This window comes from Myroides odoratimimus (genome assembly GCF_038039805.1).
Lineage (GTDB): Bacteria > Bacteroidota > Bacteroidia > Flavobacteriales > Flavobacteriaceae > Flavobacterium > Flavobacterium odoratimimum_B.
Genome location: NZ_JBBPHK010000034.1, coordinates 1 through 26203 on the forward strand (window position 1 = coordinate 1; position 26203 = coordinate 26203).

Genomic DNA, 26203 nt, shown 5'->3' on the forward strand with positions numbered 1-26203 from the left:
CATACATTATGTGACACGGATGATAATCCGTCTCTACTTTGATATACAAGACGTAGATTATTCCTCGCTATTCATTGTCATTTGTCAATTGCTCATCACGTATAGCTTCACGGTGTATTGCATGGGGATTTTCTTACCTTTTAGAGAAGCAGGTTCCCAGGCGTTCATGGTTACTTTATCGATTAGTTGGATAAGGTGGACTTCCATCTCCTTGTCGAAGTCACTGCGCACCACTTCTATATAAGACGCAGTACCGTCAGGCTCTATCATAAAGTCAAAGATAACCGAGCGATCATAATCCACAGCATTAGTAGGAAATTTCTCCTTAAAGGCTTTGGTTAGGTTGCGAGATAGCTGCTCGATACTGATGCGAGAGCGCACAGGAGTAGCCTCCTTACTATAGCTCTTCGTAGTCTGATCGCGGTTAGTAGGAGTATTATCCTTCTTCGCTTGAGCTGTGATATCAGCAGTAGTCAGTAGTGTCAGTACAGTAGACACTAGTAGTATTTTCTTTTTCATAAACAATTTGTTGCGAGCGGTTTATCACTCTGTTTTTATTTCTTTTTAGCAATACCTAATTAACTGTGATATCCCCTATTTATTATATCACAGTTCAACATTCTCAGTATGTACTATTAAATTAATAAGACTAACACATACTACTATCCCTGATATAGTCTATCTTTAGCTTTACATACATAATTAAACACAACTATGAATAAATTTATCTTACTTATCGCCACACTATTCTGCACGATATCTTATGGGCAGACGGTCAGTGACACGCCTCTATCGGAGATCACGGCTACTTATCTAGAGGTAACCGTAACTGTACCTACCCTATCAAGTAAGCATTATGCCAATATAAACTACGGGCAAAAGGCAAAAAATAAGCAACTCAAAAATGATGATGGTACACCCATGATTTTTAATTCGGATATCGATATCATAAACTATTTAGATGGCAAAGGGTATGAATTGATTCATATCAACACGCTCGTTGTCGATGGAGCTAATCATCTCTACTATCTATTTAGAAAGAAGAAGTCCACTGCGTGTACATGTACCTCATCTACTCCTATGATGCCTACATTGGGATAGCCTAATCTTTCCCATTACTCACCTCCCCTATCTCTAGGTGGAGCGATGCGCTATGCCTATAAATGAACGGATATGGAGATAATGACTCTAAAATCCCATTTTGACCCAGTATGCCTGACTGAAATTGAAACAACACACTGATAATCAAATTACAACAAGATTTCATTTTTATCTCATTCGGAAACTATTCGGAGAGTAGCAGTGATTACTTGGCTTAGAAGGTGTTTTACCGAATTAAGGCAAATCTCTATCCGAACCATCTCCTTACTTCATCAATAGTTGATCTGAACCATCTACACCTCATCGCACAAAAAAATAGCGATATAGGCTCTCCTCTACATCGCTATAGCCGTCTCTTAGTATCTACTGATCGCCTCTAGCACCTCCTGTTCATCTAGATTTGTATACTCACAGAACTCCGTGTAGCTGACATAAGCTTCCTTAGGTTTGCGGTAGACTGTCTTGATCTTTCGCAGCAGTCTTAGTGACGTCGAATAACTCTTACCCGTGATAAGCATGACATCTTTTGGGTAAATACAAAATCTCGTTGGTTTTCTTCTCATAACATTTTACTTTTTGATGGGGTTTATAATCAGGTCACAAGATAGCATAAGCGGTCAAAAAGAGCAGATGAGTCCACCTCTAGTCCATTTATTGAACCACGTAATTAAACAAGAACAATGTTTCGAAGATTAGAGCACTTACTGCGCTTTCTAAAATATTTGAATATCTTCATTTAAGCCATTTAAATCTCTATTTACCTACTTATTTCATCAAACAAAACAAGGCTTATGACCGATAAAATAAGACATCTAAACTATACTAAACACAAATCACAAATAATCGAAACTTTGTTTATAAAGTGTATTTTTAAATGAAATCTCTTTTTTAAATTTGATACTATTCTAAAGCTATTTATCAACTTAAAAAAGACAATATGAAAAACATCAATTACATCAAGTATCTCAACTTTTGGTTTGAATTACTAAAGGATAATCCTGCTGTAAAACCAACCCATGTCAGCTTATACATCGCCTTATTCCAACAGTGGAACCTCAACCATTTTACAGAAACTTTTATTATCAACCGCCCTGAACTAATGAGCCTGAGCAAGATAGGGAGCAAGACTACCTACAGTAAGTGCCTCCAAGAGATGGTGGACTGGGGATGGATAGTCTATACACCCTCTACGTCTAGCTATAGCAACTCTGTGATGAAGATCATCTATACTCCAGATATCATAGAACGACACAAGAAGATAAAGAAGGCAAAGTCAGACACGTCTAGTCCAAAAAATGGTACAGTGTACCAGTCCACTACTTGTCCCGAAAGTGGGACACTAGAGGAGGTCAGCACTTGTCCCGAAAGTGGGACAAGTCGTGGACTAGTAGTGGGACACATATATAAAACTATAAACAATAAACAAAAACATATAAATATAAATAATTCAACAATTTCAAAATATGATGAAGCCCTATAAAACTAGTTTAGAAGACACATACGATTTGGTTGAGAGCACGAAGCAGTACGATTTTAATACTTGCTTATCTTATATCCTCGAAAGGGGAAAAAAGTTATATGGGGAGGAGTTTATCATTAATCAGTTTCTCAAAGATGCACTGTACAAAGTGCTTATCTATGCCATAGAAGATCACGCTACGCTAGAGAGATTAGATTTATCACTAGACAAAGGATTGCTCATCATGGGGGCTCCTAGTAGTGGCAAGACTGCTGTGATGCAGCTGGTCAAACCTTTTTTCTCTAGAAAAAAACAGTATGATATCAAGACGTGTCGCTCACTCTCGCATGACTTTATGCAGAGAGGCTTCGAGACGACTACGCGATACGAAAACATCAATGCAAAACCCTTCTGCCTAGATAACCTAGGCAAAGAACAAGTGGCTAAACACTATGGGTATGCCTGTGAGGTAGTTACGAATATCATTGAGAGTCACTATGAGCAACGCTTTGATCAGACGTATCCTCGCATACATATCACTACCTCCCTCTCCCCTACAGAGATAGAGGATAGATATGGACAGCACTTTCGCAAGATGCTACAACAGCTCTTTAATGTTATCGTGATAAAATAATGAGAAATAGGTATTAGAGAAAGGGAATGGATGTTGGGGAACAGGGAATGAGAGGAAAAAACAATACATTATGCCTACTACAATGTATTGATACCTTCTTTCTTTATCCATACAGGTTGTCATCATGACGACAGTACTACTCCTTTTTGGAATTAGAAAGATAATAGTCTTAAGCCTGCATTTGTATTCTTTAAGAAATAAAAAAGCCAAAAGGATGTATCCTTTTGGCTTTTCAAATGTTCATCTAATTAATCTTATCACTTACACTTACTATATGAACATTAGATAACATACTTACGATAATCAAACGAGTCTAAACTAATAGTACCCCAATCTCTCATACAATGAAAGATTCTTTTTCATAGCAATAATAATTTTCAAAATGCTAATATATACATATTTTAAAATATAATTTAACATTTTAAATAAAAGATAATTATTTATTTAACATTTAAAAATAATCAATTCAGTATGAGGTATTTATGTTAATAATCTGTGATATGTTGTGTGGCTATACGGTGTCGGCTGTATGTAATACAGCCCTACGATAGGGGTCAAATGGACGTGGTATGCTGTGTGGTTATACGGTGTCGGCTGTATGTAATACAGCCCTACGATAGGGGTCAAATGAACGTGGTATGCTGTGTGGTAGACGAAATGTAATCTTCTTTACTGTTACAAGTTGTGTGAATAGAATATCTCTAATCACCTCCGCCACCGCAGCCTCCACAGCTACTACCACATGAGCTACCTGAGTCGCTACTGCAGGAGTTATCAGAGCTACTACTAGAGCTACTAGAGTCTGTGCTACAACTATTAATACCTGAATTAGACATATTACTATACTTACTATTCGATAATATAACTGTGGTAGTTAGAGCTGCTCCTAGAGCTGCTATACCTCCCTCTACATAAGACCACTGCCAGTTGTTCTCTTTTGCTTTCTTAGGGATAATTCTTGACTGATAATAGGCTAAAACTCCTTTTTCGATTAAGCTAGATGATACTGCACTTACAGTAGCGATGGTAGTGATAATCATCACTATAGTCAGTATAGCAATAAGAGACACAGGCTTATCTCTACTAATACCAATAACTATACGCATAAATGCTAAAAAAGACATTCCGCCTAATGTAACAAGTAGTTGAATAATCAACTGATTAATCTTATTTGAGTTACGGATATAACTAAATAGGGCATCTATAACAGTCTTGTTATTCATAAAGACGGGTTTAGTCTTCAGCATATTCACTAGATCCTCATAATCTCTTATATCAGTCTCTTCTATACCTTTTAGTACAGCAGCCTGTTCACGGTTTTTCACAATGCTACTCTGTATCAACCTAATTCTACCATTAGGCTCTAGCTTTAAATTCTTCTGCTCTATCAATTCGTGAAATGTTCCTATCACACCTTCACTAACTCCTCTATTCTTTAGATACATCACTTCATACGGATGTAGATTAAAGATAAATGACTCGTAACTACTATCTGTAATAATCTCTTGAATCTTAGTCTTACTATAACGAACCATAAATATATATAACCCAATAAAGAAGATTACACAGAATGGTAAGAATACTTCACTACTAATCTCTCGATAAATAGCTCGCAATGGATAAAATAAAATAATAGAGAGTGCTATAACAAGTACTACTGATATCCCCAATAGTCTATTATTACTTAGTTTAGATTTCTTTAATCGAAGGCTGTCATACATCGTGCGATACTCCCATATCTCTTTAGGTTGTTCTCCGAATGTTTTAGTATAGAGGGTGGTAGTCTGTTCTTTTGCTTCTCTGAATTTGTCTATCTCTGTACGGTTATGCGTAGAAGGGATATGCTGTATATCCTTACCTAACAATTTACAGAAGCGATTATAGCTCTGTGTGAAGATAAGGTGCTGATGCCATACGATATCGACAATATCTGATGGTGAGACCATCTGATTAGAAGTGGCAGCGAGATACATAAACTTCTTGTATTCTAATATAGCTGATTTTGTAAAATGCTTAGTCCATAAGTTCTCTTTCGCTAAGCGCAATACGAACCCGTACTCATCTGTCCATTTATCTAGTTGGAACGCTTCTATCTTTGCCCAAAGTTCTTTATTCATTCTCATCTCGAGTTTAGGTACTATAGAGTTGGGGGCATCTATATGTGTTATCAGAACTAAATGTAAGAAGAAAATGTTAAATCCCTTTTATCAAACTGTAACAATCTAACTCATATTCTAATGACCTTTGCCAAAAAACAGATAAACTAGCAAAAGAAAAGTGTTACTTTGCAGTTAGTAAAAAAACAGACCCATTATGGCTAATAAACCACGTATAGCATTGTTTATCGGAATAATATGTATCTCTATATTCCCTGTGATTGTGAAGTTAAACTTGACTCCGAGTCTAGTATCTGCCTTCTACCGTATGGCTATAGCGGCAGTATTCGTAGTGCCTTATGCTATCTTTACGAAACAGATCAAGCTATACGATGCTAAAACAATGGGACTGATCGTGCTATGTGGAATATTCTTTGGGTCTGATATCGCTGTATGGAACTATGCGATACAAGGGTCTTCTGCGACACAGGCTACATTACTGACTAACCTCGCTCCTGTATGGGTGGGTGTAGGTAGTTATCTATTCTTAAGTACTAAACCTACGTCTAACTTCTGGATAGGAACAGTATTCGCTATTCTAGGAATGGTAGTCCTTATCGGAGTAGAAGTATTCATGGATTTCTCTTTTGACCTGCCTTTTGCCTTTGGGATATTGTCAGGAATATTGTATGCGTGCTATATCCTGATGAGTAAAAAGGTGCTATCTACAGTAGAAGTTATCCCATTTATGACGTATAGCTTACTAGTCTCTTCTGCCTTCTTAGCAATAGTAAATCTAATAGCGGGTTCGCCTTTTACAGGATGGTCTACAGAGGGATGGGTGACGCTAGTGATACAAGGTATTATCTGTCAACTATTAGCTTGGTTATTAATCAGCTACTCTACTCAGCATATGCGAGCTACTCGTGTATCACTGAGTTTACTAAGCCAGGCGTTGCTAGCGGCTATACTTGCTTGGGTATTCTTAGATGAGCAGATTACGATACAGATGATATTAGGAGGTGCTATTATCCTATTAGGGATCGGAATTACTTTTATAGAAAAACCGTTGTTAGGTAGTAAAAAATAAAAGATAGTCTATATTTAGAACACTTATTTTTGTATATTTCAACTAGTTAACTATTAAAAAAAATATTATGAAAGTTGATTTATACACTAAAGCTATACTTACAGTGATAGCTGCATGCTTAGTGGTGATAGTATTTAAAGATATCTCTATCGTCACACCTGCACAAGCGAATACTCCTGCTAACTTCACTCCTAGTGCTAATACAAACTATGGATTAGTACCTCTAAATGCAGATGGTAGTATGAATGTACGTGTCAATAACTTCGACGAGTACGCAAATGATGTAAATGTTCGCTTCAATGATGAACTAAAAGTACGCATCACTAATTCTGAAATTAAGACTCAAGTGAGTAGTGCATGGAGAGAAACATTCAAAGTAAAAATAGAACAGTAGTTCTAAATTCACAGACTGTGTGGTAGACGCTATATGTAGCATGTCCTGAATGAATATACGTTTAGCGTGTCACCTTGACGATAGGAAAGGTCTCATTCGAAAGTCCTTATTGGGATGGGATGCTTCCTTCGTCAGCATGACATTGCTTTTGGATAAATAATTGACGACTATCTTAGAACCATACTGAGGCGTTGTTCCAAATAATCTTTATTCCTAAACCTATAAAGATGATAGAAACTACTACCTTCATAAAAGTAGAAACTAAAAAGCCAATCAGTGAGCCTGTAGCCGCTCTTAATGCTCTACCTTTCTCCTTGCTATTATAGATTAGCTCTCCTACTAAAGCTCCTACAAATGGCCCTATAATAAACCCTAATGGAATAGGTGCAAATATCCCGACTACGAGTCCGATATTGGTTCCCCATACACCGTACTTACTCCCTCCAAATTTCTTAGTACCCTGGGCAGGAATGATATAATCTAGAATAGAAATCGCTATCATCACCACAAAGCTCACCCACAGAATAGGATGATCCATCTCTACTCCCTTAGTCAAATATAAGCATAGGATACCTACCCAACTCAAAGGTAGTCCTGGTAGTGCAGGTAAAATACTTCCGATAAGTCCTCCTGCTAATAATAAGATACTGATTAATAATAGTACATATTCCATCTGTATTTTTCGTATTTTTGAGAATTAAAGATACAATAATCCAAGCTATGAAAAAATTACTCTTTTCAATTTTCTTATCGATAGTATTACTAGGTTGTCAGAATAAAGCGAATTATCAGCTAGACGAAGAGGCTTTATTACAAGAAGAATTAGAAAAGATAGACTGGAGCAAGGTAGATAGTTATCCGTCTGTAGAATCATGTGATTCTCTAACAGATAACCAGGCTAAAAAGGATTGTTTCTTTTCATTTGTTACCCAAAATCTACAGTTAAGATTAAATGCGGATACTATTCAAGGTAACTTCGATCAACTAGATACCCTCAAAATACTGGTAACTGTACAGGCGAATTCTAAAATAGACTTTCAACTATACGAAATACCTGATAGCCTAAAAGGATTGACTAAAACGATAGATGATATCTTACACAAACAAAGTCAGGATTTCTCTACGGTACACCCTGCCTTGAAAAGAGGTGTTCCTGTGAAAAGTCAATTCGTGGTTCCTGTTGTATTGAGTAAGCAGTAATAGTGTATATTGTTCTGGTAGATACAGTGGTTGTTCTCTATTTTTTTACTTTAAACGTCAATACAAAGTAACTACCGATACTGATCGGCAAAACGATATTCAGTAACCATATCAAGGTAGCCACTAATGCGACAACCCACTGATTAACGTCTAAAGCAGTGAAAATAAACATGGCAATACTCCCCTTGACAGCAAATTCTAAGAACTGAAAGTTAGGTAATGAAGATGCCATTAAATAGATAGCCGATACGGTACATAAGAGCTCAAAATAAGGTATATCTACACCAAATAAATAATACAAAATCACATACTGATGGGTAAATGATGCATAACGAAGTAGGGCTAAGAATAGATTCTTGCGGTGTTTCTTCTTTGGTATCTCATTTAATAAATTGAGAATAGTCTGTATAGAGTAGCCTTTTATAGCGAAGTTTCTGATAGAGAATAACAAGGTAAATACAACCGCTATCACAGCGTATACAATGTATAGATAAGTATTAGGGATAATCTCATGGAACTGATTCAGAATAGTCAATCCCATCAACCCAAAAACAATAGCGTAGATCACCTGTACCCCATTACACACCATATTCAAGAATATAACACGAGGGGCATCTTTCTTCTCAAAATAAAGTGCCTTACCTGCGTACTCCCCTATCCCATTAGGGGTAAATATTCCAAGTGTCAAAGCACTCAATACTTGCTTAGCAGCTTGTCCTACAGAGACTGGTTTAATTAATGAAGATAGATTCTGCCACTTCAGAATCTCTACAAAACGATTAGAGAATGTCAAAAACATCAACGCAGCAATAGCGAGGTAATTCTTAGGGTCACTCACTACTTCGCCTAAAATATGGAAATCCAATGTCTCATCATTTGACAGTTGGTTATAGATGTAATAAAAAGCGGCGCTTACTACTAATATTTTAATTAGAAGTACGAGATATTGCTTAGTTTTGTCAGATAGTATCTTCATTGCTACAAAGTAAACGATATTTTTAGTGTGATCGTGTATATAGTACAAAAAACTAACTACAGCTCCTATACAAAAGCTGTATTGCTAAGGTTTATAGCAAAACTGAACAGTTTTTTGGAGTAGTGTGGATTTCGTATCATCTTTGCATAGATATTAAAAACAAGAATAGATTGACAGTAGATAGAATCATATTAGGTATAGACCCTGGAACAACAGTCATGGGATTCGGCGTCATCAAGGTGGTGAATAAAAAGATGGAATTCCTTCAGCTGAATGAATTGCTATTAGCTAAGTATGAGGATAGATATACTCGTCTAAGATTGATATTTGATAGAACTATCGAATTAATTGAAACTTTTCATCCTGATGAGATTGCTATCGAAGCTCCGTTCTTAGGTAAAAACCCTCAGTCTATGCTAAAGCTAGGACGGGCGCAAGGAGTAGCGATGGCTGCAGCACTGTCTCGCGATATCCCTGTGACGGAGTATGAGCCTAAAAAAATAAAGATGGCGATCACAGGTAGTGGTAATGCTAGTAAAGAACAGGTGGCAAAGATGCTACAACAACTATTACCTGGGCTTAAAGAACTACCTAAGAATCTAGATAGTACGGATGGACTAGCAGCGGCTGTCTGTCACTTCTTTAACAGTGGGCGAACATTGGCTACTAAAAGTTATAGTGGCTGGGATGCATTCGTAAAACAAAACCAAGATAGAGTAAAGAAATAATGGCAGGTATCTATATACATATTCCGTTCTGTAAACAAGCGTGTCACTACTGTGACTTTCACTTCTCTACTTCATTAAAGAAGAAAGAGGAGATGCTGGCAGGTCTAAAACGTGAGATGGCACTGCGCCAGAATGAACTAGATGGTGAGATCATTGAGACGATATATTTCGGTGGTGGTACGCCTAGTATCTTGGAGGTAGATGAGATTAATGACTTGATACAGACAGTCTATAATTTATTTGAGGTTAATGAACATCCAGAGATCACATTAGAGGCGAATCCGGATGATCTAGATAAAGCTACCTTATACAAATTAGCAGAATCTAGAGTAAACCGACTAAGTATCGGTATTCAGTCTTTCTATGAGGACGATCTGAAGATGATGAATAGGGCTCATAATTCTACAGAGGCTATCGAATGTCTAGAGATAGCTACGAGTCTCTTTGACAATATCTCAATAGACTTGATATACGGTATTCCGAATATGAGCAATGAACGATGGCTATCTAATGTACAGCGTATCTTAGACCTTGGCATTCCTCATATATCGTGCTATGCGCTAACTGTAGAGGAGCGTACTGCCTTAAACAAACTCATCAAAAAAGGGGTTATCCCTAGCCCTGAAGAAGAGGTGGCTCATCAACATTTTATGTTGTTAATAGAGACTCTAAAAGCGAATGGGTATATCCACTATGAGCTATCTAACTTCGCTAAACCGGGGTATTATTCTAAGAATAACTCAGCCTATTGGTTAGGTAAAAAGTACTTAGGTATAGGCCCTTCAGCACATAGCTTTGACGGAGTACACAGAAGTTGGAATATAGCGAATAACAGTCTTTATATAAAAGATATTTCAGAAGATAAACTACCTAGAGAAATAGAAGAACTCAACCTGACGGATCGATATAATGAGTATATCATGACTGGACTGAGAACGATATGGGGAGTAGATCTGACTCGTGTAGAAAGAGAGTTCGGTAAGACTTATCACGATTATCTGATCAAACTTAGCGCCCCTTTCTTAGAAGACGGACTGATGCATAAAGAAGGGGATATCCTTACGATCACAAATAAGGGAAAATTCTTAAGTGATGGTATTGCATCTGATTTATTTTATTTAGATTTGAAATAAAACAATGAAAGCAACGATAACCTATTCAGATACAGATTATCAAATCGACTTCTCTAAGCCGATAGATATCTCTATCCCGCTTATCAATACTGACGATAACCCTATCGCATGGTATCTAGATAAGCCTGAGATATCTCCTGTAGTGGTAGAAGACTGGATAGGGAAAGTAAGTGAAGGTAAGTCTTCGACTAACTTTAATAATATCGCATTCAACCCTCATGGGCATGGGACTCATACAGAATGTCTAGGACATATCACGTATGACTTCTACAATGTCAATGAGAGCTTAAAAGAATATTTCTTCTTTGCTCAACTTGTGACTATCTCTCCAGAAGTACAACAAGATGGAGACTGCGTAATCACATTAGCACAGCTAAAAAAGGTATGGACTGCTAATCATCAAAAAGCGATTATCATACGTACTACGCCTAATGAGCTAAACAAGAAACATAGAAAATACTCTCATACCAATCCTCCTTACTTATGTGCTGAGGCTGCTACCTTCTTAAGAGAGCAGGATATAGATCATCTACTCATAGATCTGCCAAGCGTAGACAGAGAAGAAGATGGCGGGCAACTACTCGCTCATAAGGCCTTCTGGAATGTAACAGATACTCGTCATCTGAACGATGATGCTAGACTAAAGTCTACCATTACAGAGATGATATATGTGGATGATGAGGTAAAGGATGGGTTCTATTTTCTGAATATACAGCTAGCTTCTTTTGTCAATGATGCTAGTCCTAGTAAACCTGTATTATATAAAATCATATAAACTATGGAACTAGATGAATTATACGACTATTGTTCTTCTAGACCTTATGCTACAAGTGGTTTCCCATTTGACGAAAACTTAATGACATTCCAAGTTGGCGGAAAGATATTTGCGATGATTGCCATGCACTTTTGGGAACAGGGTGATCGCAATATTATCCTCAAATGTGAACCTCAACTTGCGACTGAATTAAGAGAGGAATATGAAGATATTACATATGGATATACCATGAACAAGAAACACTGGAATACGGTATATCTCAGAGGTAGATTTACACCTGATCAAATCAAAGAATGGATAGACCACTCTTATGATCTAGTCTACGATACTCTATCTCGAAAAGAATTAATACAACTCGGTAAAACACCACTATAACAATGGATGTACATATACTCTATGACTACTGCCTAAATAAAAAAGGGACAGTAGAGGACTTCCCTTTTGATGAAGAAACTCTAACATTCAAGGTGGGAGGTAAAATATACTTACTCCTAAATCTAACGAAATGGGAACAAGGGAACTGCTTTATCAATCTGAAGTGTGATCCTGAACGTGCAGAAGAATTACGTGCTGATTATAGTGAAATCACACCTGGGTATCACATGAGCAAAAAGCACTGGAACAGTGTACACTTAGGAGGTTCTGTACAGTGGCCTCTATTAAAAGAATTAATAGATCATTCATATGATTTAGTATTCAACAGCTTAACTAAAAAAGTACGTAAAGAGATTAATCTATAGTATTACTCTTCTACAAACAATAAAATAAATAAAACAATGAAGGTATTTATAGAAACAGAACGACTACTGATTCGTCAATATAAAGAAAGTGATCTAGCTGACTTTATAGCTATGAATCAGGATGATCAGGTGATGGAGTTTTTCTTGAAGAAAATGACAGCTGAAGAATCAACACAGGCATACAACAGACAAAAAAGTAAAATAGATACTCAAGGATATGCATTCTTCGCTGTAGAAGAAAAAAGCAGTGGAAGCTTTATTGGGTTTGTCGGGTTATTAGATATTACCTTTGATGTGGACTTCGCTCCAGGAGTAGAGATAGGATGGCGTATGCTACCACAGTTCTGGGGTAAAGGTTATGCTACAGAGGCTGCTAAAGCGTGTCTAGCATTTGGTAAAGAAACTTTAGGATTAGATAAGATCTATTCATTCACTACGACACAGAATAAGCGTTCGTATAATGTAATGGAGAAAATAGGAATGTCTTATGTAAAGAACTTTAATCATCCTCTTGTCCCTAAAGACCATCCTCTAGTAGAACATGTCTTATATGAGATCAACTTATAGAAATCTTAGCAAGGTAATCTTCTATTAAATGACTCTATAGTAAGTCCGTAAATTCGTATAAATAATGGACTTACTACAAAGGTATTATTACATCAATAAAAAATCAATAGGTTTACATTATTCAGAGATATAGTTTTATACTAGCAGATAGTTTACTCTTTTCTTTTCTCTAATAGCTTGTTTAAATCTGCTGGAGTCATAATAAAGTCACTCTGCTTAATAACGAAAGGGATTGTTACTTGAGATTTAATATGCTTTCCTTCTTTTACCTCAGGAGTCCAAGTTCCTACATTCATAGCGATAGTCTTCATTCTTTCCTTAACGTTGCTATTATCTACACCAAGAACAATGACTTCATTCACCTCTCCTGTATCAGTCAATAACAAACTAAGAACAAACTTAAATTCTGCTCCACTAAATACAATCTTACCACTCTCCTTAAAGAATGCTCTTAAGAAGTCTTCTTTAAAATCTCCTTGATACGTAGCTATTGTATCACGAGGAGATGTAATAACTTCTGTTGTCTGCTTATTTTTTGACTTTTTATTCTTTCTCTGAGCCACACTGTACTGAGTCCCTAATACAAACAAGGTAAAAACAAATACTAGCTTTAAGATTCTATGTATCATTCTATTTTCTTTTTTTAGCAAGTTCAAGATAAACAAAAAAAGAGAGCGATATGCCCTCTTCTTTGATTTCGTTATACTTCTAATATGAATACATTAATATAAAAAGGTACTGAATATCGTGATGCTATTGCTGTTTTACCCTCTGTAGCAGGCTTCCACTTCTTTAGAGACTTCACTGTACGGACAACCTCCTCTGATATAGATGAGTCTGTAATACCAGGCACAGTAATATTATCTACCTGTCCTGAATCTGTTACTGTAAAATTAATAGTAAAACTAAGTTCTGTCTCTTCTGTCTCTATCTCTTGGTTATTCTTGTAAAAGGCTTTTACAAAATCATTCATAAAATGACCTGGATACTTAGCGTGCTTTTTATCTGTCAGAGAAGATACTTTATTCGATAGGCTATTTGCTACCACTTTATGCATCTCCCGCCTTCTAACCAAAATAGGGTAGTAGATACAAGTGTTAGTATTACTTTAGTTGTCATTGTATTGAACACTGTATTGTGCTTTTTATTAACAGCTAACTAAGATATCTCTTATCACTATTACAAAAAAACTCCTACATCACATTGACACTAAATTTCATTAACATCTGCTAATAATATAATCGGCAATGTATACTGTGAAGTAATCTTCTCTCCTTTATAAGAAGCTGGAATCCAAGTATCTGCTATTATCGTATAAATGATCTCTTTTAGCTTATCGTTCTCTTCTGATGTAAAGTTGCTGCGCAATACACTGACACCATTAATAGAGCCGTCTTTCTCAATGGTTAATTCAAAAACAAGACTGATATTATTACTCACCTTCTTATCAGGAAAAGCTTGGTAAAAATGCTTAGAAAAGTTTATAGATAATTGATCAGCACTCATACGAGAAGTAGCAGGTTTAAACTGTTTGTTATGCGTGAATTCAACAGTATCTGTATTAGACCTAGCACAGATCAAGGCAGACTTAGGAGTATGCTCATGGATAACTACTCTATCTTGTGCAAACGAGTCCATAACTAAGGTAGAGATAAAAATAGTGAAGAGGTACTTAAAATAATTAGTTCTCATTTTTTGTTTTAAAAATACAAATTATTCAAGTGTTAGTATAAAAAAACCTGTCTTTTAACGACAGGTTCTATATAAATTTATTCTAACTACGAAGAAAGTACAAAAGGTAATACCTCCTTATTCAGATCATATTCATCTTCTAATAACTCTTTCAGTTTATCACTCTGAAGCATCTGAATAAAAAGAGCACCCTGAGCACGAAGCAATCTTTCTTCTTTATCAATACCAAGGTTTAACTTATAAATACCCCTTATTGAATCTATAAAGTAATTATATACATCATACTGTTCATTTCTAAGATTCTTCATAATGGCATTGAAAGCAAAAGCTTCTACAAAGGGCATACGTATAGCTTCAGTATTTTTAATACTATTTAGTCCTACACATACCCTCGCCGTGTACTCTCCCTTTGGGGTAATATTCTCTATACTAAAGAACTTAACAGCAACATTAAGTATTTCATCCATAGAGATAGTATCTTTTTTACTATTCTTTTTAATTACTTGAGCGTTATACTTCTCTACTAACGGACTAAAAATAGTATCCGACACCATCATAGATAGAACGCTATCTTGTGACAAAGTAATCTCTTTATTCGAGGCAAATGTATTCTTCTCTAAAGGCTCTGAAAAATTCACTACAAGGTAGTTCCAAAACAAACGATGCTTATTAATATACTCTGCTCCCTTCACAGTAGAGTCTACTTCTTTTACTGTTTTTAATAAACGTATATCGCCTGAAGAAAGCTCAACTTTCTCAAGTGCAAGAAAGTTACTGTAATCCTCTAATATCTCTTGTCCCATACTTGTTAATACACCTCCTAATAAAGTCACTACGCAAGTAACATATAGCTTAAATGATAATAATACTGTTGTTATTGGTCTCATGGTGCTGCTCTTTTAAAAGTTATTGGTAAAGTAAACACTGTGCTCACTACTTCTCCATTCTGCTGTGCAGGAAGCCATTTTGGCATCGTCCTTAAGGTCTTTACGATCTCTTCTCCTACTCCTAGCGGATCTCTTAAAACCACTATATTCTCTAATGTCCCATCCGTTTCTACTGTAAACTGTATTACTACTTTAGCTTCATTCTCTTCTGAATAGGGATATGGATCTGTAAAATTTAGAAGAAAGTCATTAATAAACTGATTCATCCCTCCTGGATATTGAGCTCGCGTATCTGTCGCTTGGAATGGTATATCAGCTGTATCTGGCGTCACTTTCTGATTAGTTGACTTGGCTTGAATAGCAAGTGTACCCACTAGTAAAAAAAGAACACAAGACAAACTGATCCCTAATCTATTTCTCCATGGACTATTCGTTTTTGTAATCATGATGAATCGCTTCTTTGTCAAGTTAAAGTTGAAAGAGCTCGTTACTTGTAACTCATGCTGTTTATAAGTCTGAGCTAATAATAACTGTAAATATGCTCCTGCTTCTTCTTGTGAAGAAACGCTCGAGTCATCTGCTAAAAACTCATGGTTTAACGCTATACAAGTCTTATAATAATAGAATATTGGGTGAAACCAAAAGAGCACTTTTAGCATCTCTATCAAGATAATATCCAAGCTATGTCTCTGCTGTACGTGTACTATCTCATGTTGCAATATTTTATTGTCTTCTGACACTTCTTCTGTTATAGGAAAGTATACTGTATTCCCAAACGAAAAGGCATTTGTGATTTGACTAGATAAAACTATAGCTACATCATTGAACTCTATACTAGTTCCTTCCTGTTTTAACCTTCTAATTTTGATAGTTTCGACAACTAACTTAGATAGTGAGAATAATATACCTATCAGATATAACACCCCTATTCCATAAGACCAATCTATAGTAGAATTAACCATCACCTCCTGTTTAGGAGTTTCCATAATGACATCGTTTAATTCTTCTAAAGTTTGATTCCATGATACCATCTCCACATCTGTAGAAATAGTAATAAACGGTAAAAAAAGCCCTATAAGCAAAGTCCCTAGTAGGTAATATCTCTTAAAGTGATGCGCTTTACTATTCTCTAATACTAGCTTATATATCACTATTGAAGCAATGAGAATAAGTGTGATTTTGAATAGGTATAATAACATAGCTATTTAGTCTTTAACTGTTCATCTACTATTTTTTTTAATTCTTCTAATTCATGTTTACTCATCTTACTTTTTCTAGTAAAAAAAGAAGCAAAACGCAAAGCAGAGTTATCAAAGAAGTTCTCTACCATGACGTTAAGATGTTTCTCAAAGTAATCATCTTTCGCTATTAAAGGGTAGTACTCTCTAGAGTTACCATATAATTTATAATCAATAAACCCTTTGTCAACTAATCTTTTTAACAACGTTGCCACTGTTGTTTGAGCAGGTTTAGGCTCTGGATACTTTTCCATAATATCCTTTGTAAATGCCTTCTCCATATCCCAAATATATTCCATTAGTTGTTCTTCTGTTTGTGGTAGTTTTATCATTCTCGTACAGTTGTAATATGTTCTAATATTCCTTTTTTATAATGCTTTACTTGTATTAATCTTCCCTTTAGATCATAGATAAACCAAGATCCTGTATAGTAATAATGCAAACCTTTATTAGTTTTGACCAATACCGTTTTACCGATTGCCTCTACCTTATGATTGGGGTGATAGAAAGTAGTGTGAGCTATAGAATCTCGTATCACTTCTTTTTTATAAAGCTTTCCATCTCGCTTATACCTCCATGTCCCTTTCTGAAAACCCGCACTGTCGTATCTTCCACGTTGTACTTCCTGCTTTCCCTCGACTGTACTTTTAAACACCCAACGACCTACTTTCTCGCCTCCAACTTTCTGATTAATCTTACAAGAACTGAAAGATACAATTATTACAAGACTAAAAATGAATACACTATACTTCATAACACTGATATTTGTAGATGTTATTCTACAAATATAGAACACTTGCTTAGAAAAACAAATATTCGCATCATTATTTTAAAAATAAGTACATAAAAGATCAGCCTCTTTTTAGTGTTTATTCTTAAACTAATGATTGTTTTCTTTTGACTTACTAGGGGATTGCTTGAGGGTTTCTTGCACCTTTCTTTGACAAAAACACCCTCTAGGCAAGAAAACTCCTAGGAATCCCCTAAGAATCCTCAAGAAAGTGCAAGCAAAGCGTACATATTATAAGATATATACTGATGAAATCAATCTAAGACAGCACCATCATTAATATAAAAATCACAAAGTAAACATTGCTTTATTTTCTATTCTTAATAATAACATCTTGTATGGTTATTTTTAACATAAATAACTAAAAAACAACACAATAAAAGTAAATAAAACATATAATATACATTTTTTTTAGTAATTTTGCATTACTAATATTCATTCATATGAAAAAGGCTATAACTAACATTTTAAGTACTTTATTAGTATTTATTACTATAGGATGTAGTTCTGATAGTAATAATTCTAATGATGACGGCACCTCCAATTCAGGGAAAGAAAAAATCACTGTTCTAGATGTCTATACGAATATAGATTCCTTTAAAGATGATAGTGATTCTTATGAAGTGAAATTTGCCTATGATGATCAAGGCAAAGTAACAAACCATTACATGACTTATGAGGCTATAAGAAACAATCAGTTAGTGGTGCACTCCAAGTCTGAATGCTCTTACTTTTATGATAAGAACAACCAACTTATCAAAATAAAAGAAGTCAATGGCGAGGGTAAACTGACAAAAAACTTTGTTTTCGAATATGATGATAAAGGACAAATGATAAAAAGTACTGATCTAGACTATGATAGTAAACTATTCTTTACTCATAATAGTAAAAAACAAATAATAAAAGCGACAGATATAAAGAACACAACAGGTTTTAATTATGATGATCAAGGTAATCTCGTAAATACTTCTACGATAGATAATGCTAATCTGGTAGAATCTTATACTTATGATAACAACCCCAATCCTTTTAGAGACATGCCAGTAAATCTACCTCTGCATTTTCAAAAAACAACAGCTTTTGATATCATGTACTATTATAAGCCTATAAATAATGTAACTTCTTACAATCAAAACAACTCGACAAAAGGGAATGTACAATATGAATATAATAAAAATAAATATCCTAAAATAAGTATTTCTACAAACAATAATAGCACAGTTAGAGAAGAATTCTCCTATAAAGAGATAGAAATCACTAAAACGAAATAAGATCACTTCTTAATGAATAGATGCTCCTATCTGTCTTTATGGCTATTGGAGCATCTATTTTATGCGCAAAACTAATCTTTTGCAACTTATAAAATAAAACTTACTACATTTGATTAAAATTAATTCATTTTAATGCAAATACCTAACTTTCTCACACGCATAGATAAATCACTTACCACTAGGTATAATACCCCAATATACGATGTTCAAATAGCAGAGGAGAAAAATGACTATAATGCCTGTACCTTCTGTATCAACAACCAAAAAATCGTTTATAGAGAAGCTAAAATAACACCCAAAAAGGTAGGGTATTTCGTAGCGATATGGCAACGTGATAATGAAGGAAAGACTATCCCACATCAGATCACAGATGATTTTGACTATCTACTTATTTCTACTCAACAAGGGTACTTCTTATACCCAAAAGAAGAATTAGCCAAACTTAATATAATATCTACTAAACTAAAAGAAGGCAAAAGAGGAATGCGTGTCTATCCAGTTTTAGAAACAGAGATGAACAAGCAAGCTTTAAAGACTTATCAATCTCACCTGCCTTTTTGGAATAATTTTTAAAGATTCTATAATAAAATACCATTAACAGAATAAATACATTCCATTAAGCTTTTTTTATATATTTGTAACGAGACTGGTTATCATTGTGATACGAAAAAGGGAATTAGGTGCAAATCCTAAACAGACCCGCTGCTGTAAGCTCATCAAAAATTAACGAATCTAGCTATCCACTGTCGCATAGATGGGAAGGATATTCGTTATGAGTAAGTCAGAATACCTGCCAATCTAAAATAAGTTTTGATGTTTTCGGGGGATGAAACATAAGGCGTTCTATGATACAGTCATTGGCAACAGTGATTTTGACGCATTTAAATCTACTCCATTGTCAAAATCAACTAGCCAAAAACTAATATGACTAAAACAAAATTACTAGTACTAACCACTCTGTTATGTATAGCAAATACTGCTATGTATGCACAGACACCTAAAGACAGTATTACTGCTCTAAATGAGATCGTGATACAAAAAGAAGTCTTTCGAGATCTTATACCTGTACAAACACTAGACGGAGCTAAACTTCAACGTCTTAATAGTTATAGCGTAGCAGATGCTCTAAGATACTTCGCAGGAGTGAAGATCAAGGATTATGGAGGTATGGGCGGCCTAAAGACAGTAGATGTTCGTAATATGGGTACTCATCATGTAGGAGTATTTTATAACGGGGTACAAGTAGGCAATGCACAGAATGGAATCGTAGACTTAGGAAAGTTCTCTTTAGACAATATCGAGACTGTAAAGCTATACAATGGTCAACGTAGTGCTATCTTCCAATCTGCTAAGGAGTTTGCGTCTGCTTCTACTGTATATCTACAAACTAAAAAGCCTATCTTCCAAGAAGGAAAGGACGTCAATATATCAGCTAAGTATAAAGCGGGTTCTATCCAATTAGTCAACCCTTCTGTACGTACAGATATCAAGGTAAATAACAATATTAGTACCTCTATCAGTGCTGAATATATCTATTCTAATGGTGATTATAAATTCAGACAAAAACGCCACAATATAGATGGCTCTGTAGCTTATGATACTATTGGACATAGACAGAATAGTGATATAGAGGCATATCGAATAGAGAATACATGGTTTGGAAAAACAGATAAAGATACTTGGCAAGCTAATTTATATTATTACCAATCAGATAGAGGCTTACCTGGTGCCGTTATTAAAAAAAGTGATGTAACTCTTGAAACAGAAAACATCAATGAACGTCAGCAAGACAAAAACTTCATGGCACAAGGAGAATGGACAAGATTTGTTTCTGACAGATATCAATTCCAACTCAAAGGAAAATATGCTTATGATGAAATGCATTACTTATCACGTAAGACGGTTGGCTTTGAAGGAGAAGAGGTAACTTATAATCCACAATTTGACAATACTTATTTTCAACAAGAGTATTATCTATCTGCAGCACACCTGTACAAGCTTACAGATATATGGGATGTGTCTTTATCTACAGATTTACAATACAATAAATTAAATGCAACACGCAAAGGTCAAGGAACGCCGTTCTCTTATCCTGAACGCTACACATTCCTAACTTCACTTGCAACTTCTGTAAACTTGGGTAAAGTAAAGGCTCAAGCTAATATACTAGGAACATTTACTAAAGAAAAAGTACGTTATAACTTTGAAGCACCTGATCGTCACTATTGGGCACCTTCTGTATTCCTAAGCTATAAGCCTTGGGATAATGAGAATCTAGTCATTCATTCTTTCTATAAGTACATTTATAGACTACCTACATTTAATGACCTTTATTATACTCAATTAGGTACAGCTAACTTAAAACCTGAAGCATCTAGACAGGTTAACTTAGGTTTTACTTATAACAAACAGTTTCAACATTCTCTTTTTGAAGAAGTACATCTGTCTGTCGAATCTTATTATGCTAATATTACAGATAAGATTATTGCTACTCCTACTTCTAGTATGATGAGATGGATGATGACCAATCTAGGAAAGGTAGAAAACTACGGAATAGAAACTAACTTAGGAACTACTCTAAAAATCATGGAGGACTTAAAGCTAGGAGTAAACCTAACTTATGAATATACGGTTGCCAAAGACAAGAGTAAAACGCTATATGGCAAGCCTTCTTATTACGGAGATCAGATACCTTATGCTCCATGGCATTCTGGATCATCTATAGTTAGCTTAGACTATAAAGATTGGTCTCTGAATTATAGTTTTATTTATGTAGGAGAACGTTACAATGGTAATAAAAACAATATCAAACGAAATGAAATACAACCTTGGTATACACATGACATTTCTTTGCTGAAAAGCTTTAAATGGAGACACTATCACTTTAAAGCAAGCATAGAGGCAAACAATATTGCGAATCAATATTATGAAGTTGTGAGTAACTTCCCAATGCCTGGACGTAACTTCCGTTTCACTTTAAGCTTTGACCTATGAAATTAAACAAAATAATATTCCTTGTATTAGCATTACTAACATTAATAAGTTGTCGCAAAGATGAGATGATTTTTTTATCAGATAGTTCGCAAGTATCTATCCCTGTTACTACAGATAAATACAGCGGTTTCTATCTTCTTAATGAGGGGAATATGGGAATGAACAGAGCGTCTATTGACTTATTTGAATATCAGAATGGGACGTATACTAGAGATATCTTCTCAGAAATAAACCCTAACATTACTAAAGAACTAGGAGATGTAGGTAATGATATCAAGATATATGGAACTAAAGCCTATGCTACTATTAACGTATCAAACTTCATAGAAGTATTTGATGTTGAAACAGGCAAACATATTAAACAAATACATGTACCTAACTGCCGTTATCTCGCTTTTAAAGATGGTAAGGCATACGTTAGTTCGTATGCAGGAAAAGTAGAAATAAATCCAAATGCAGAACGTGGTTTCGTAGCGGAGATAGATACCTTATCACTAGAAGTAACTAGACGAGTAACAGTTGGTTATCAACCCGAAGAAATGGTAATTAAAGGTAACAAACTATATGTGGCTAACTCTGGAGGATACCGCGTTCCTAACTATGATACTACAGTATCAGTGATAGACATTCCTTCATTTACAGAAACCAAAAAGATAGATGTAGCCATCAACTTACATCGTATGCAGATAGATAAAGCTGGAGACATCTATGTTTCTTCAAGAGGAGACTATTATAATGTAGAACCTAACTTATATGTAATAGACTCTGACTCTGACCAAGTGAAGCAGAAGCTTGACATCCCTGTATCTAATATGACTATGGATGATGATAAGCTATACTACTACGCAACTTCTTATAAACATAACACAGGAGGTAATAATGTATCCTATGGTATCCTTAATGCATTGACAAAACAAGTTATTACTGATAACATCATCACTGATGGCACAGAAAAACAAATACAGATACCTTATGGAATAGCAGTCAATCCTGAAACCAAAGAAATCTTCATGACTGATGCACAAGACTATATAGGGACAGGTTTTGTCTACTGTTTCTCTCCTGAAGGAAAGCTTAAATGGAAGACAACAGGAGGTAATATACCCGCTCATATAGCATTCATTAAAAAATAAACCAATAACTTAATATGAAAACAAAAAGATTAAAACTAAGCCTAATGGCTACTTTATGCCTATCAGCTATTACTTTTTATAGCTGTTCTAGTGATGATTCATCTCCTGTCACTCCGCCAATTGATCCGGTAGTTCCAACTGGTAATGTCTTAAAACTTGACTCTATATATAAAGTAGACCGAAGTAAATTAGTACTAATAAAACCAGAATTAAAACAGTTTACTAACCCTTCTATTTCTTGGAAAGTAATAAAGCTTAATGATATTAGTAAAGACTCTATAATTAGTGACCAACAACAGTTAGACTTTGTAACTCTAAATACAGGAAACTATACTATTGAGGTAGAAGCTAAAGATTCTAAATTAAAAATAAATCAACAATTTAACATTATTGTTAACAAAGAAAATGTAGAATACAAAAAGCATATTACGAGAGTATTTGACTTCATGCCTTCTTATGGTCAATTCACTAATAAACTACCTATTTATAACATTGGAGATACAAAGGAAACAATGATTAAAAAGGCTCAAGATGCAATAGCTAAAGATAAAGCTGGAATGATTTCGCTTGGTGGATTTGGAGGTTATGTAGTATTTGGGTTTGACCATACAATTGTTAATGTTCCAGGAAAGAGAGACTTTAGAGTACTAGGAAATGCTTTTTGGGCTAGTGGCAACCCTAATCCAGAAGCACCTAGTCGTGGAGGAAGTTGTGAACCTGGAATCATCATGGTAGCATATGACAAAAATCAAAATGGTATACCTGATGAGGATGAATGGTATGAAATAGCTGGTAGCGAATATTATAAAAAAGAGACTATAAAGAATTACGAAATTACATATTACAAACCCGACCCAAATAAAGAACCTGTAAAAGATCCTAGTATCAATTGGGCTACTGATTTAGAATATATAAAATGGGAAGACAACCAAGGTAATAAAGGATGGAAACCTAAAAACACTTTCCATCAACAAAGTTATTTTCCAGAATGGCATACAGGGGACAAGATTACCTTTAAAGGAACTAAGTTAGCCAATAATGCTAAAGATGAAAGTGGAAAAGGTTCATATTGGGTATTATATTCGTATCCTTGGGGTTACGCTGACAACGCACCTAATAATGATGACGAATCAGCTATTGATATCAATTGGGCTGTAGATAAAGAAGGTAATAAAGTTAATCTACCAGGTATTGATTTTGTTAAAGTATATACAGGAATCAATCAAGAGTCAGGTTGGCTAGGAGAAGTATCTACAGAAGTAGCTGGTGCTATAGACTTACATGTTGAAGGAACCTATATTAATACTAGAAAATAATTAAATAAATTAAAGCACCACTTATAAGTGGTGCTTTATTTGTTACCTCACAACAATTACAAAGATATCAACAAAAAAACATTTAAATTGCCATTATATGACATTAATATGTAAAAATTAATAACATTTTAGAAACAATAGATTCATTTATTTCATTAATTTTACACAAAATTTATTAACTATAACACTTATTCCTAAAGATGAAACTTAGATTCTTACGTACTAGTTTACTACTTGCTCTAGGCTTAACCCTTACCACTACAGTATTCACTTCATGTTCTAGCGATGACAGTAATCACACTATCGTTATTAAAGAAATAAAACAATCTGTAGAAGCGAGAAGCGAGTTTACAATCGACCCAAAAATTGACCCTACTACACATAAGTTTGTATGGCATAATACTACTACTCAGAAAAAACTTTCTGAAGAACCTATCTTAAAGTATAAGATTGATTATGCTGAGACTCAAACTATCGCATTAAGAGTAACTTCTAACACAGGAGTATTAGAAATATATGATTATATCGTTACTGCTAAGTATGGTGAAACTCATAATATTCTTAACCTTAAAGATATTAAACTAGGAATACCTGTTGAAGGAGGTAATCTATGGACAGATACTTTTACTAATGGTGCGAGAATAGAAGCTAAACCTTTCTCATTCAGTCACACTGTTTCTACTTTCGGTGAAAACAAATACTGGAATGGATTTATTGCTTCAAACAGTACAGACCAAAAAGACCATAAAGATAAGTTTGCTAGCAATATGCATGGTAGTATGGCTAAAAATACAGATAAAGATGGTAATGCTCTTCCTTTCTTAGTAGCTTATACAGAAGGTATCACTACTAAATATGTTAAAGGTGATGTAATAGATGTAAATAAAGCAGTAACATCAGTAACGCTTTCAGATGAAAAAGGACAACAATTATTACCTGTAGAAATTAATGTAGGTCTAAGCCCTTACACTTACTACTCTATCCTAAATGGAGACAACTTTGCTAGAAAATTTAAAAAAGGTGATTATTACTCAATTATCGTTTATGGACTAGATGAAAACAGAAAAGTAATCAATAATCCTATTGAGTACAAACTTGTAGATTATAAAGATGATAAAGGAAGCATCAATACTAACTGGCAAAAAATAAAACTAGACAAACTAGGAGCTGCTAAATACTTAGTATTCTATGTAGACTCATCTGATAAAGGAGAATATGGTATTAATACACCTGCTCTATTTACAGTAAAAGATCTAGTTGTACATAAACTAGCTAAGTAAAATTTAATAATAGACTTATAATATACTTAAAGGAACTGTTTTATAGCAGTTCCTTTTTTTATACCTTGTTCTAACTATAGATTAACACACTTAATAATGAACATCCAGATAATACAGTCTCTAACTGTAACTACAGATATACAACAATTGATTACAGAATATGATAGAACGATAAAAGTAGATTTAAAGCCATTAGACAACTCCAGCAACATAAGTACTAACTCGAGTACAGATAACGTCTCTAATGAAGCGCTACTATATATAGCTAAAGTGAATGATACACTAGCGGGCTGTATAGCCATGCACAGACTTACTGATACGACTTGTGAGATTACTAATCTATATATACGTCCACAGTATCAAGGACTGGGTATAGGAATAAAACTATGCCAATACATCATACAGCATATACAATCATTAGACTTCAAGAGAATTTATGTCACCACTACTAAAGCACAACAAGGCCAGAACGCTATCTATAGTGAATACGGTTTTACTAAGTGTACACCTTATGTGACAGTACCGCATCCTAACGCAATCTATATGGATTATATATTTGTTAAAGATGATTATATCCAGAATAACCTTTTAAAGGCAGCCTTAAGATTCTTTAGATATCATAGAAGAGAACAATACAGATAAGGATATAAAAACAAAAAAGCTCTCCCGCACTAGGAAAGCTTTTCATTGGTCTAACTACTAAACCTTT

The 26203-nt window shown here is 34.8% G+C and carries 30 protein-coding genes and 1 riboswitch; of the genes, 19 read left to right on the forward strand and 11 right to left on the reverse strand.

All coding sequences use genetic code 11. From position 1 onward, the window contains the following. Positions 1–84 precede the first annotated feature (84 nt). Complete coding sequence (locus AABL85_RS16335) at positions 85–519, reverse strand: hypothetical protein (RefSeq protein WP_341310866.1); 435 nt, start codon at positions 517–519, stop codon at positions 85–87. Between the two features lie 195 nt (positions 520–714). Here AABL85_RS16335 and AABL85_RS16340 point away from each other — a divergent pair, with 195 nt between their 5' ends. The 3 genes from AABL85_RS16340 to AABL85_RS16350 all read left to right on the forward strand — a co-directional run bounded on the left by AABL85_RS16340 (position 715) and on the right by AABL85_RS16350 (position 3194). Continuing rightward, positions 715–1101, forward strand: coding sequence for a hypothetical protein (locus AABL85_RS16340; RefSeq protein ID WP_341310867.1), 387 nt, complete (start codon positions 715–717; stop codon positions 1099–1101). Between the two features lie 937 nt (positions 1102–2038). Next, the gene (locus AABL85_RS16345) at positions 2039–2581 is read left to right on the forward strand and encodes a hypothetical protein (RefSeq protein WP_341310868.1); all 543 of its coding nucleotides are present in this window, start codon (positions 2039–2041) and stop codon (positions 2579–2581) included. Beyond that, entirely contained in the window at positions 2565–3194 is a 630-nt protein-coding gene (locus tag AABL85_RS16350) for a hypothetical protein (protein WP_286437409.1), read from the forward strand. The genes AABL85_RS16345 and AABL85_RS16350 overlap by 17 nt, the downstream gene beginning before the upstream one ends. A 701-nt stretch (positions 3195–3895) precedes the next feature. Here AABL85_RS16350 and AABL85_RS16355 read toward each other — a convergent pair. Further along, entirely contained in the window at positions 3896–5311 is a 1416-nt protein-coding gene (locus tag AABL85_RS16355) for a DUF1399 domain-containing protein (RefSeq protein WP_341310869.1), read from the reverse strand. Positions 5312–5507: 196 nt separating this feature from the next. Here AABL85_RS16355 and AABL85_RS16360 point away from each other — a divergent pair, with 196 nt between their 5' ends. Beyond that, the gene (locus AABL85_RS16360; protein ID WP_341310870.1) at positions 5508–6380 is read left to right on the forward strand and encodes a DMT family transporter; all 873 of its coding nucleotides are present in this window, start codon (positions 5508–5510) and stop codon (positions 6378–6380) included. A 67-nt stretch (positions 6381–6447) separates the two neighbouring features. Beyond that, positions 6448–6774: a hypothetical protein gene (locus AABL85_RS16365; protein ID WP_286413327.1), complete on the forward strand. Its 327-nt coding sequence runs from the start codon at positions 6448–6450 to the stop codon at positions 6772–6774. 172 nt (positions 6775–6946) lie between these two features. On the opposite strand, the gene AABL85_RS16370 is transcribed toward AABL85_RS16365, so the two are convergent. Then, on the reverse strand, positions 6947–7447 hold the full coding sequence (locus AABL85_RS16370) for a DUF456 domain-containing protein (RefSeq protein ID WP_286413326.1): 501 nt from the start codon (positions 7445–7447) through the stop codon (positions 6947–6949). A 47-nt stretch (positions 7448–7494) separates the two neighbouring features. Here AABL85_RS16370 and AABL85_RS16375 point away from each other — a divergent pair, with 47 nt between their 5' ends. Beyond that, positions 7495–7974 carry a hypothetical protein gene (locus AABL85_RS16375; RefSeq protein WP_286413325.1) on the forward strand — a complete coding sequence of 160 codons (480 nt, stop codon included), beginning with the start codon at positions 7495–7497 and terminating at the stop codon, positions 7972–7974. Between the two features lie 37 nt (positions 7975–8011). Here the strand turns inward: AABL85_RS16375 and AABL85_RS16380 are convergent, their stop codons facing one another. Then, on the reverse strand, positions 8012–8950 hold the full coding sequence (locus AABL85_RS16380) for a hypothetical protein (RefSeq protein ID WP_341310871.1): 939 nt from the start codon (positions 8948–8950) through the stop codon (positions 8012–8014). Positions 8951–9120: 170 nt separating this feature from the next. Between AABL85_RS16380 and ruvC the strand changes: the two genes are divergently transcribed. The 6 genes from ruvC to AABL85_RS16410 are packed head-to-tail and all read left to right on the forward strand — an operon-like array spanning position 9121 to position 12893. Then, entirely contained in the window at positions 9121–9678 is a 558-nt protein-coding gene (ruvC, locus tag AABL85_RS16385; RefSeq protein ID WP_286413323.1) for a crossover junction endodeoxyribonuclease RuvC, read from the forward strand. Then, positions 9678–10811, forward strand: a complete 1134-nt coding sequence (gene hemW / locus AABL85_RS16390) for a radical SAM family heme chaperone HemW (RefSeq protein WP_341310872.1) — start codon at positions 9678–9680, stop codon at positions 10809–10811. Before ruvC ends, hemW begins: the two co-directional genes overlap by 1 nt. Positions 10812–10815: 4 nt before the next feature. Continuing rightward, complete coding sequence (locus AABL85_RS16395; RefSeq protein WP_341310873.1) at positions 10816–11586, forward strand: cyclase family protein; 771 nt, start codon at positions 10816–10818, stop codon at positions 11584–11586. A 3-nt stretch (positions 11587–11589) separates the two neighbouring features. After that, positions 11590–11961: an MmcQ/YjbR family DNA-binding protein gene (locus AABL85_RS16400; protein WP_006266206.1), complete on the forward strand. Its 372-nt coding sequence runs from the start codon at positions 11590–11592 to the stop codon at positions 11959–11961. 2 nt (positions 11962–11963) lie between these two features. Beyond that, complete coding sequence (locus tag AABL85_RS16405) at positions 11964–12326, forward strand: MmcQ/YjbR family DNA-binding protein (RefSeq protein WP_341310874.1); 363 nt, start codon at positions 11964–11966, stop codon at positions 12324–12326. Between the two features lie 36 nt (positions 12327–12362). After that, positions 12363–12893, forward strand: a complete 531-nt coding sequence (locus tag AABL85_RS16410; RefSeq protein WP_341310875.1) for a GNAT family N-acetyltransferase — start codon at positions 12363–12365, stop codon at positions 12891–12893. A 152-nt stretch (positions 12894–13045) separates the two neighbouring features. Here the strand turns inward: AABL85_RS16410 and AABL85_RS16415 are convergent, their stop codons facing one another. The 7 genes from AABL85_RS16415 to AABL85_RS16445 form a co-directional block, all read right to left on the reverse strand. Further along, positions 13046–13522 carry a hypothetical protein gene (locus AABL85_RS16415; protein WP_341310876.1) on the reverse strand — a complete coding sequence of 159 codons (477 nt, stop codon included), beginning with the start codon at positions 13520–13522 and terminating at the stop codon, positions 13046–13048. 71 nt (positions 13523–13593) lie between these two features. Continuing rightward, a complete protein-coding gene (locus tag AABL85_RS16420) occupies positions 13594–13950 on the reverse strand; it encodes an energy transducer TonB (RefSeq protein ID WP_341310877.1) in 357 nt (118 codons plus the stop codon). Positions 13951–14102: 152 nt separating this feature from the next. Next, positions 14103–14585: a hypothetical protein gene (locus AABL85_RS16425; protein WP_341310878.1), complete on the reverse strand. Its 483-nt coding sequence runs from the start codon at positions 14583–14585 to the stop codon at positions 14103–14105. Between the two features lie 86 nt (positions 14586–14671). Beyond that, positions 14672–15472, reverse strand: coding sequence for a hypothetical protein (locus tag AABL85_RS16430; protein WP_341310879.1), 801 nt, complete (start codon positions 15470–15472; stop codon positions 14672–14674). After that, a complete protein-coding gene (locus tag AABL85_RS16435; protein WP_341310880.1) occupies positions 15469–16671 on the reverse strand; it encodes a M56 family metallopeptidase in 1203 nt (400 codons plus the stop codon). Before AABL85_RS16435 ends, AABL85_RS16430 begins: the two co-directional genes overlap by 4 nt. 2 nt (positions 16672–16673) lie before the next feature. Further along, entirely contained in the window at positions 16674–17042 is a 369-nt protein-coding gene (locus AABL85_RS16440; protein ID WP_006257580.1) for a BlaI/MecI/CopY family transcriptional regulator, read from the reverse strand. Further along, on the reverse strand, positions 17039–17464 hold the full coding sequence (locus AABL85_RS16445; protein WP_341310881.1) for a hypothetical protein: 426 nt from the start codon (positions 17462–17464) through the stop codon (positions 17039–17041). The genes AABL85_RS16440 and AABL85_RS16445 overlap by 4 nt, the downstream gene beginning before the upstream one ends. 479 nt (positions 17465–17943) lie before the next feature. Between AABL85_RS16445 and AABL85_RS16450 the strand changes: the two genes are divergently transcribed. From AABL85_RS16450 to AABL85_RS16480, 7 genes are all read left to right on the forward strand, one after another. Continuing rightward, a complete protein-coding gene (locus AABL85_RS16450) occupies positions 17944–18771 on the forward strand; it encodes a hypothetical protein (protein ID WP_341310882.1) in 828 nt (275 codons plus the stop codon). Positions 18772–18903: 132 nt separating this feature from the next. After that, the gene (locus AABL85_RS16455) at positions 18904–19344 is read left to right on the forward strand and encodes a MepB family protein (RefSeq protein WP_341310883.1); all 441 of its coding nucleotides are present in this window, start codon (positions 18904–18906) and stop codon (positions 19342–19344) included. A gap of 57 nt (positions 19345–19401) precedes the next feature. Continuing rightward, a riboswitch (cobalamin riboswitch) is annotated at positions 19402–19583 on the forward strand. Positions 19584–19695: 112 nt separating this feature from the next. Then, a complete protein-coding gene (locus tag AABL85_RS16460) occupies positions 19696–21765 on the forward strand; it encodes a TonB-dependent receptor (RefSeq protein WP_341310884.1) in 2070 nt (689 codons plus the stop codon). Beyond that, positions 21762–22898, forward strand: a complete 1137-nt coding sequence (locus tag AABL85_RS16465) for a YncE family protein (protein WP_341310885.1) — start codon at positions 21762–21764, stop codon at positions 22896–22898. Before AABL85_RS16460 ends, AABL85_RS16465 begins: the two co-directional genes overlap by 4 nt. A gap of 14 nt (positions 22899–22912) precedes the next feature. Further along, positions 22913–24214 (forward strand): cell surface protein, encoded by a 1302-nt coding sequence (locus AABL85_RS16470; RefSeq protein WP_341310886.1) that lies wholly within the window; start codon positions 22913–22915, stop codon positions 24212–24214. Between the two features lie 200 nt (positions 24215–24414). After that, positions 24415–25494, forward strand: a complete 1080-nt coding sequence (locus AABL85_RS16475; RefSeq protein ID WP_341310887.1) for a DUF4465 domain-containing protein — start codon at positions 24415–24417, stop codon at positions 25492–25494. A gap of 96 nt (positions 25495–25590) precedes the next feature. Beyond that, positions 25591–26136 (forward strand): GNAT family N-acetyltransferase, encoded by a 546-nt coding sequence (locus tag AABL85_RS16480; protein ID WP_341310888.1) that lies wholly within the window; start codon positions 25591–25593, stop codon positions 26134–26136. The last annotated feature ends 67 nt before the right edge of the window (positions 26137–26203 follow it).

Excerpts from the sequence above, each read along its gene's own strand:
- AABL85_RS16340 (WP_341310867.1), top strand. The coding sequence starts at position 715 with ATGAATAAATTTATCTTACTTATCGCCACACTATTCTGCACGATATCT.
- AABL85_RS16450 (WP_341310882.1), top strand. The coding sequence starts at position 17,944 with ATGAAAAAGGCTATAACTAACATTTTAAGTACTTTATTAGTATTTATT.
- AABL85_RS16410 (WP_341310875.1), top strand. The coding sequence starts at position 12,363 with ATGAAGGTATTTATAGAAACAGAACGACTACTGATTCGTCAATATAAA.
- AABL85_RS16470 (WP_341310886.1), top strand. The coding sequence starts at position 22,913 with ATGAAAACAAAAAGATTAAAACTAAGCCTAATGGCTACTTTATGCCTA.
- AABL85_RS16455 (WP_341310883.1), top strand. The coding sequence starts at position 18,904 with ATGCAAATACCTAACTTTCTCACACGCATAGATAAATCACTTACCACT.
- AABL85_RS16370 (WP_286413326.1), bottom strand. The coding sequence starts at position 7,447 with ATGGAATATGTACTATTATTAATCAGTATCTTATTATTAGCAGGAGGA.
- AABL85_RS16465 (WP_341310885.1), top strand. The coding sequence starts at position 21,762 with ATGAAATTAAACAAAATAATATTCCTTGTATTAGCATTACTAACATTA.
- AABL85_RS16445 (WP_341310881.1), bottom strand. The coding sequence starts at position 17,464 with ATGAAGTATAGTGTATTCATTTTTAGTCTTGTAATAATTGTATCTTTC.
- AABL85_RS16435 (WP_341310880.1), bottom strand. The coding sequence starts at position 16,671 with ATGTTATTATACCTATTCAAAATCACACTTATTCTCATTGCTTCAATA.
- AABL85_RS16440 (WP_006257580.1), bottom strand. The coding sequence starts at position 17,042 with ATGATAAAACTACCACAAACAGAAGAACAACTAATGGAATATATTTGG.
- AABL85_RS16350 (WP_286437409.1), top strand. The coding sequence starts at position 2,565 with ATGATGAAGCCCTATAAAACTAGTTTAGAAGACACATACGATTTGGTT.
- AABL85_RS16395 (WP_341310873.1), top strand. The coding sequence starts at position 10,816 with ATGAAAGCAACGATAACCTATTCAGATACAGATTATCAAATCGACTTC.
- AABL85_RS16405 (WP_341310874.1), top strand. The coding sequence starts at position 11,964 with ATGGATGTACATATACTCTATGACTACTGCCTAAATAAAAAAGGGACA.
- AABL85_RS16380 (WP_341310871.1), bottom strand. The coding sequence starts at position 8,950 with ATGAAGATACTATCTGACAAAACTAAGCAATATCTCGTACTTCTAATT.
- AABL85_RS16400 (WP_006266206.1), top strand. The coding sequence starts at position 11,590 with ATGGAACTAGATGAATTATACGACTATTGTTCTTCTAGACCTTATGCT.
- AABL85_RS16415 (WP_341310876.1), bottom strand. The coding sequence starts at position 13,522 with ATGATACATAGAATCTTAAAGCTAGTATTTGTTTTTACCTTGTTTGTA.
- AABL85_RS16360 (WP_341310870.1), top strand. The coding sequence starts at position 5,508 with ATGGCTAATAAACCACGTATAGCATTGTTTATCGGAATAATATGTATC.
- AABL85_RS16345 (WP_341310868.1), top strand. The coding sequence starts at position 2,039 with ATGAAAAACATCAATTACATCAAGTATCTCAACTTTTGGTTTGAATTA.
- AABL85_RS16430 (WP_341310879.1), bottom strand. The coding sequence starts at position 15,472 with ATGAGACCAATAACAACAGTATTATTATCATTTAAGCTATATGTTACT.
- AABL85_RS16365 (WP_286413327.1), top strand. The coding sequence starts at position 6,448 with ATGAAAGTTGATTTATACACTAAAGCTATACTTACAGTGATAGCTGCA.
- AABL85_RS16480 (WP_341310888.1), top strand. The coding sequence starts at position 25,591 with ATGAACATCCAGATAATACAGTCTCTAACTGTAACTACAGATATACAA.
- AABL85_RS16460 (WP_341310884.1), top strand. The coding sequence starts at position 19,696 with ATGACTAAAACAAAATTACTAGTACTAACCACTCTGTTATGTATAGCA.
- AABL85_RS16335 (WP_341310866.1), bottom strand. The coding sequence starts at position 519 with ATGAAAAAGAAAATACTACTAGTGTCTACTGTACTGACACTACTGACT.
- AABL85_RS16375 (WP_286413325.1), top strand. The coding sequence starts at position 7,495 with ATGAAAAAATTACTCTTTTCAATTTTCTTATCGATAGTATTACTAGGT.
- AABL85_RS16475 (WP_341310887.1), top strand. The coding sequence starts at position 24,415 with ATGAAACTTAGATTCTTACGTACTAGTTTACTACTTGCTCTAGGCTTA.
- AABL85_RS16425 (WP_341310878.1), bottom strand. The coding sequence starts at position 14,585 with ATGAGAACTAATTATTTTAAGTACCTCTTCACTATTTTTATCTCTACC.
- AABL85_RS16420 (WP_341310877.1), bottom strand. The coding sequence starts at position 13,950 with ATGCATAAAGTGGTAGCAAATAGCCTATCGAATAAAGTATCTTCTCTG.
- AABL85_RS16355 (WP_341310869.1), bottom strand. The coding sequence starts at position 5,311 with ATGAATAAAGAACTTTGGGCAAAGATAGAAGCGTTCCAACTAGATAAA.
- hemW (WP_341310872.1), top strand. The coding sequence starts at position 9,678 with ATGGCAGGTATCTATATACATATTCCGTTCTGTAAACAAGCGTGTCAC.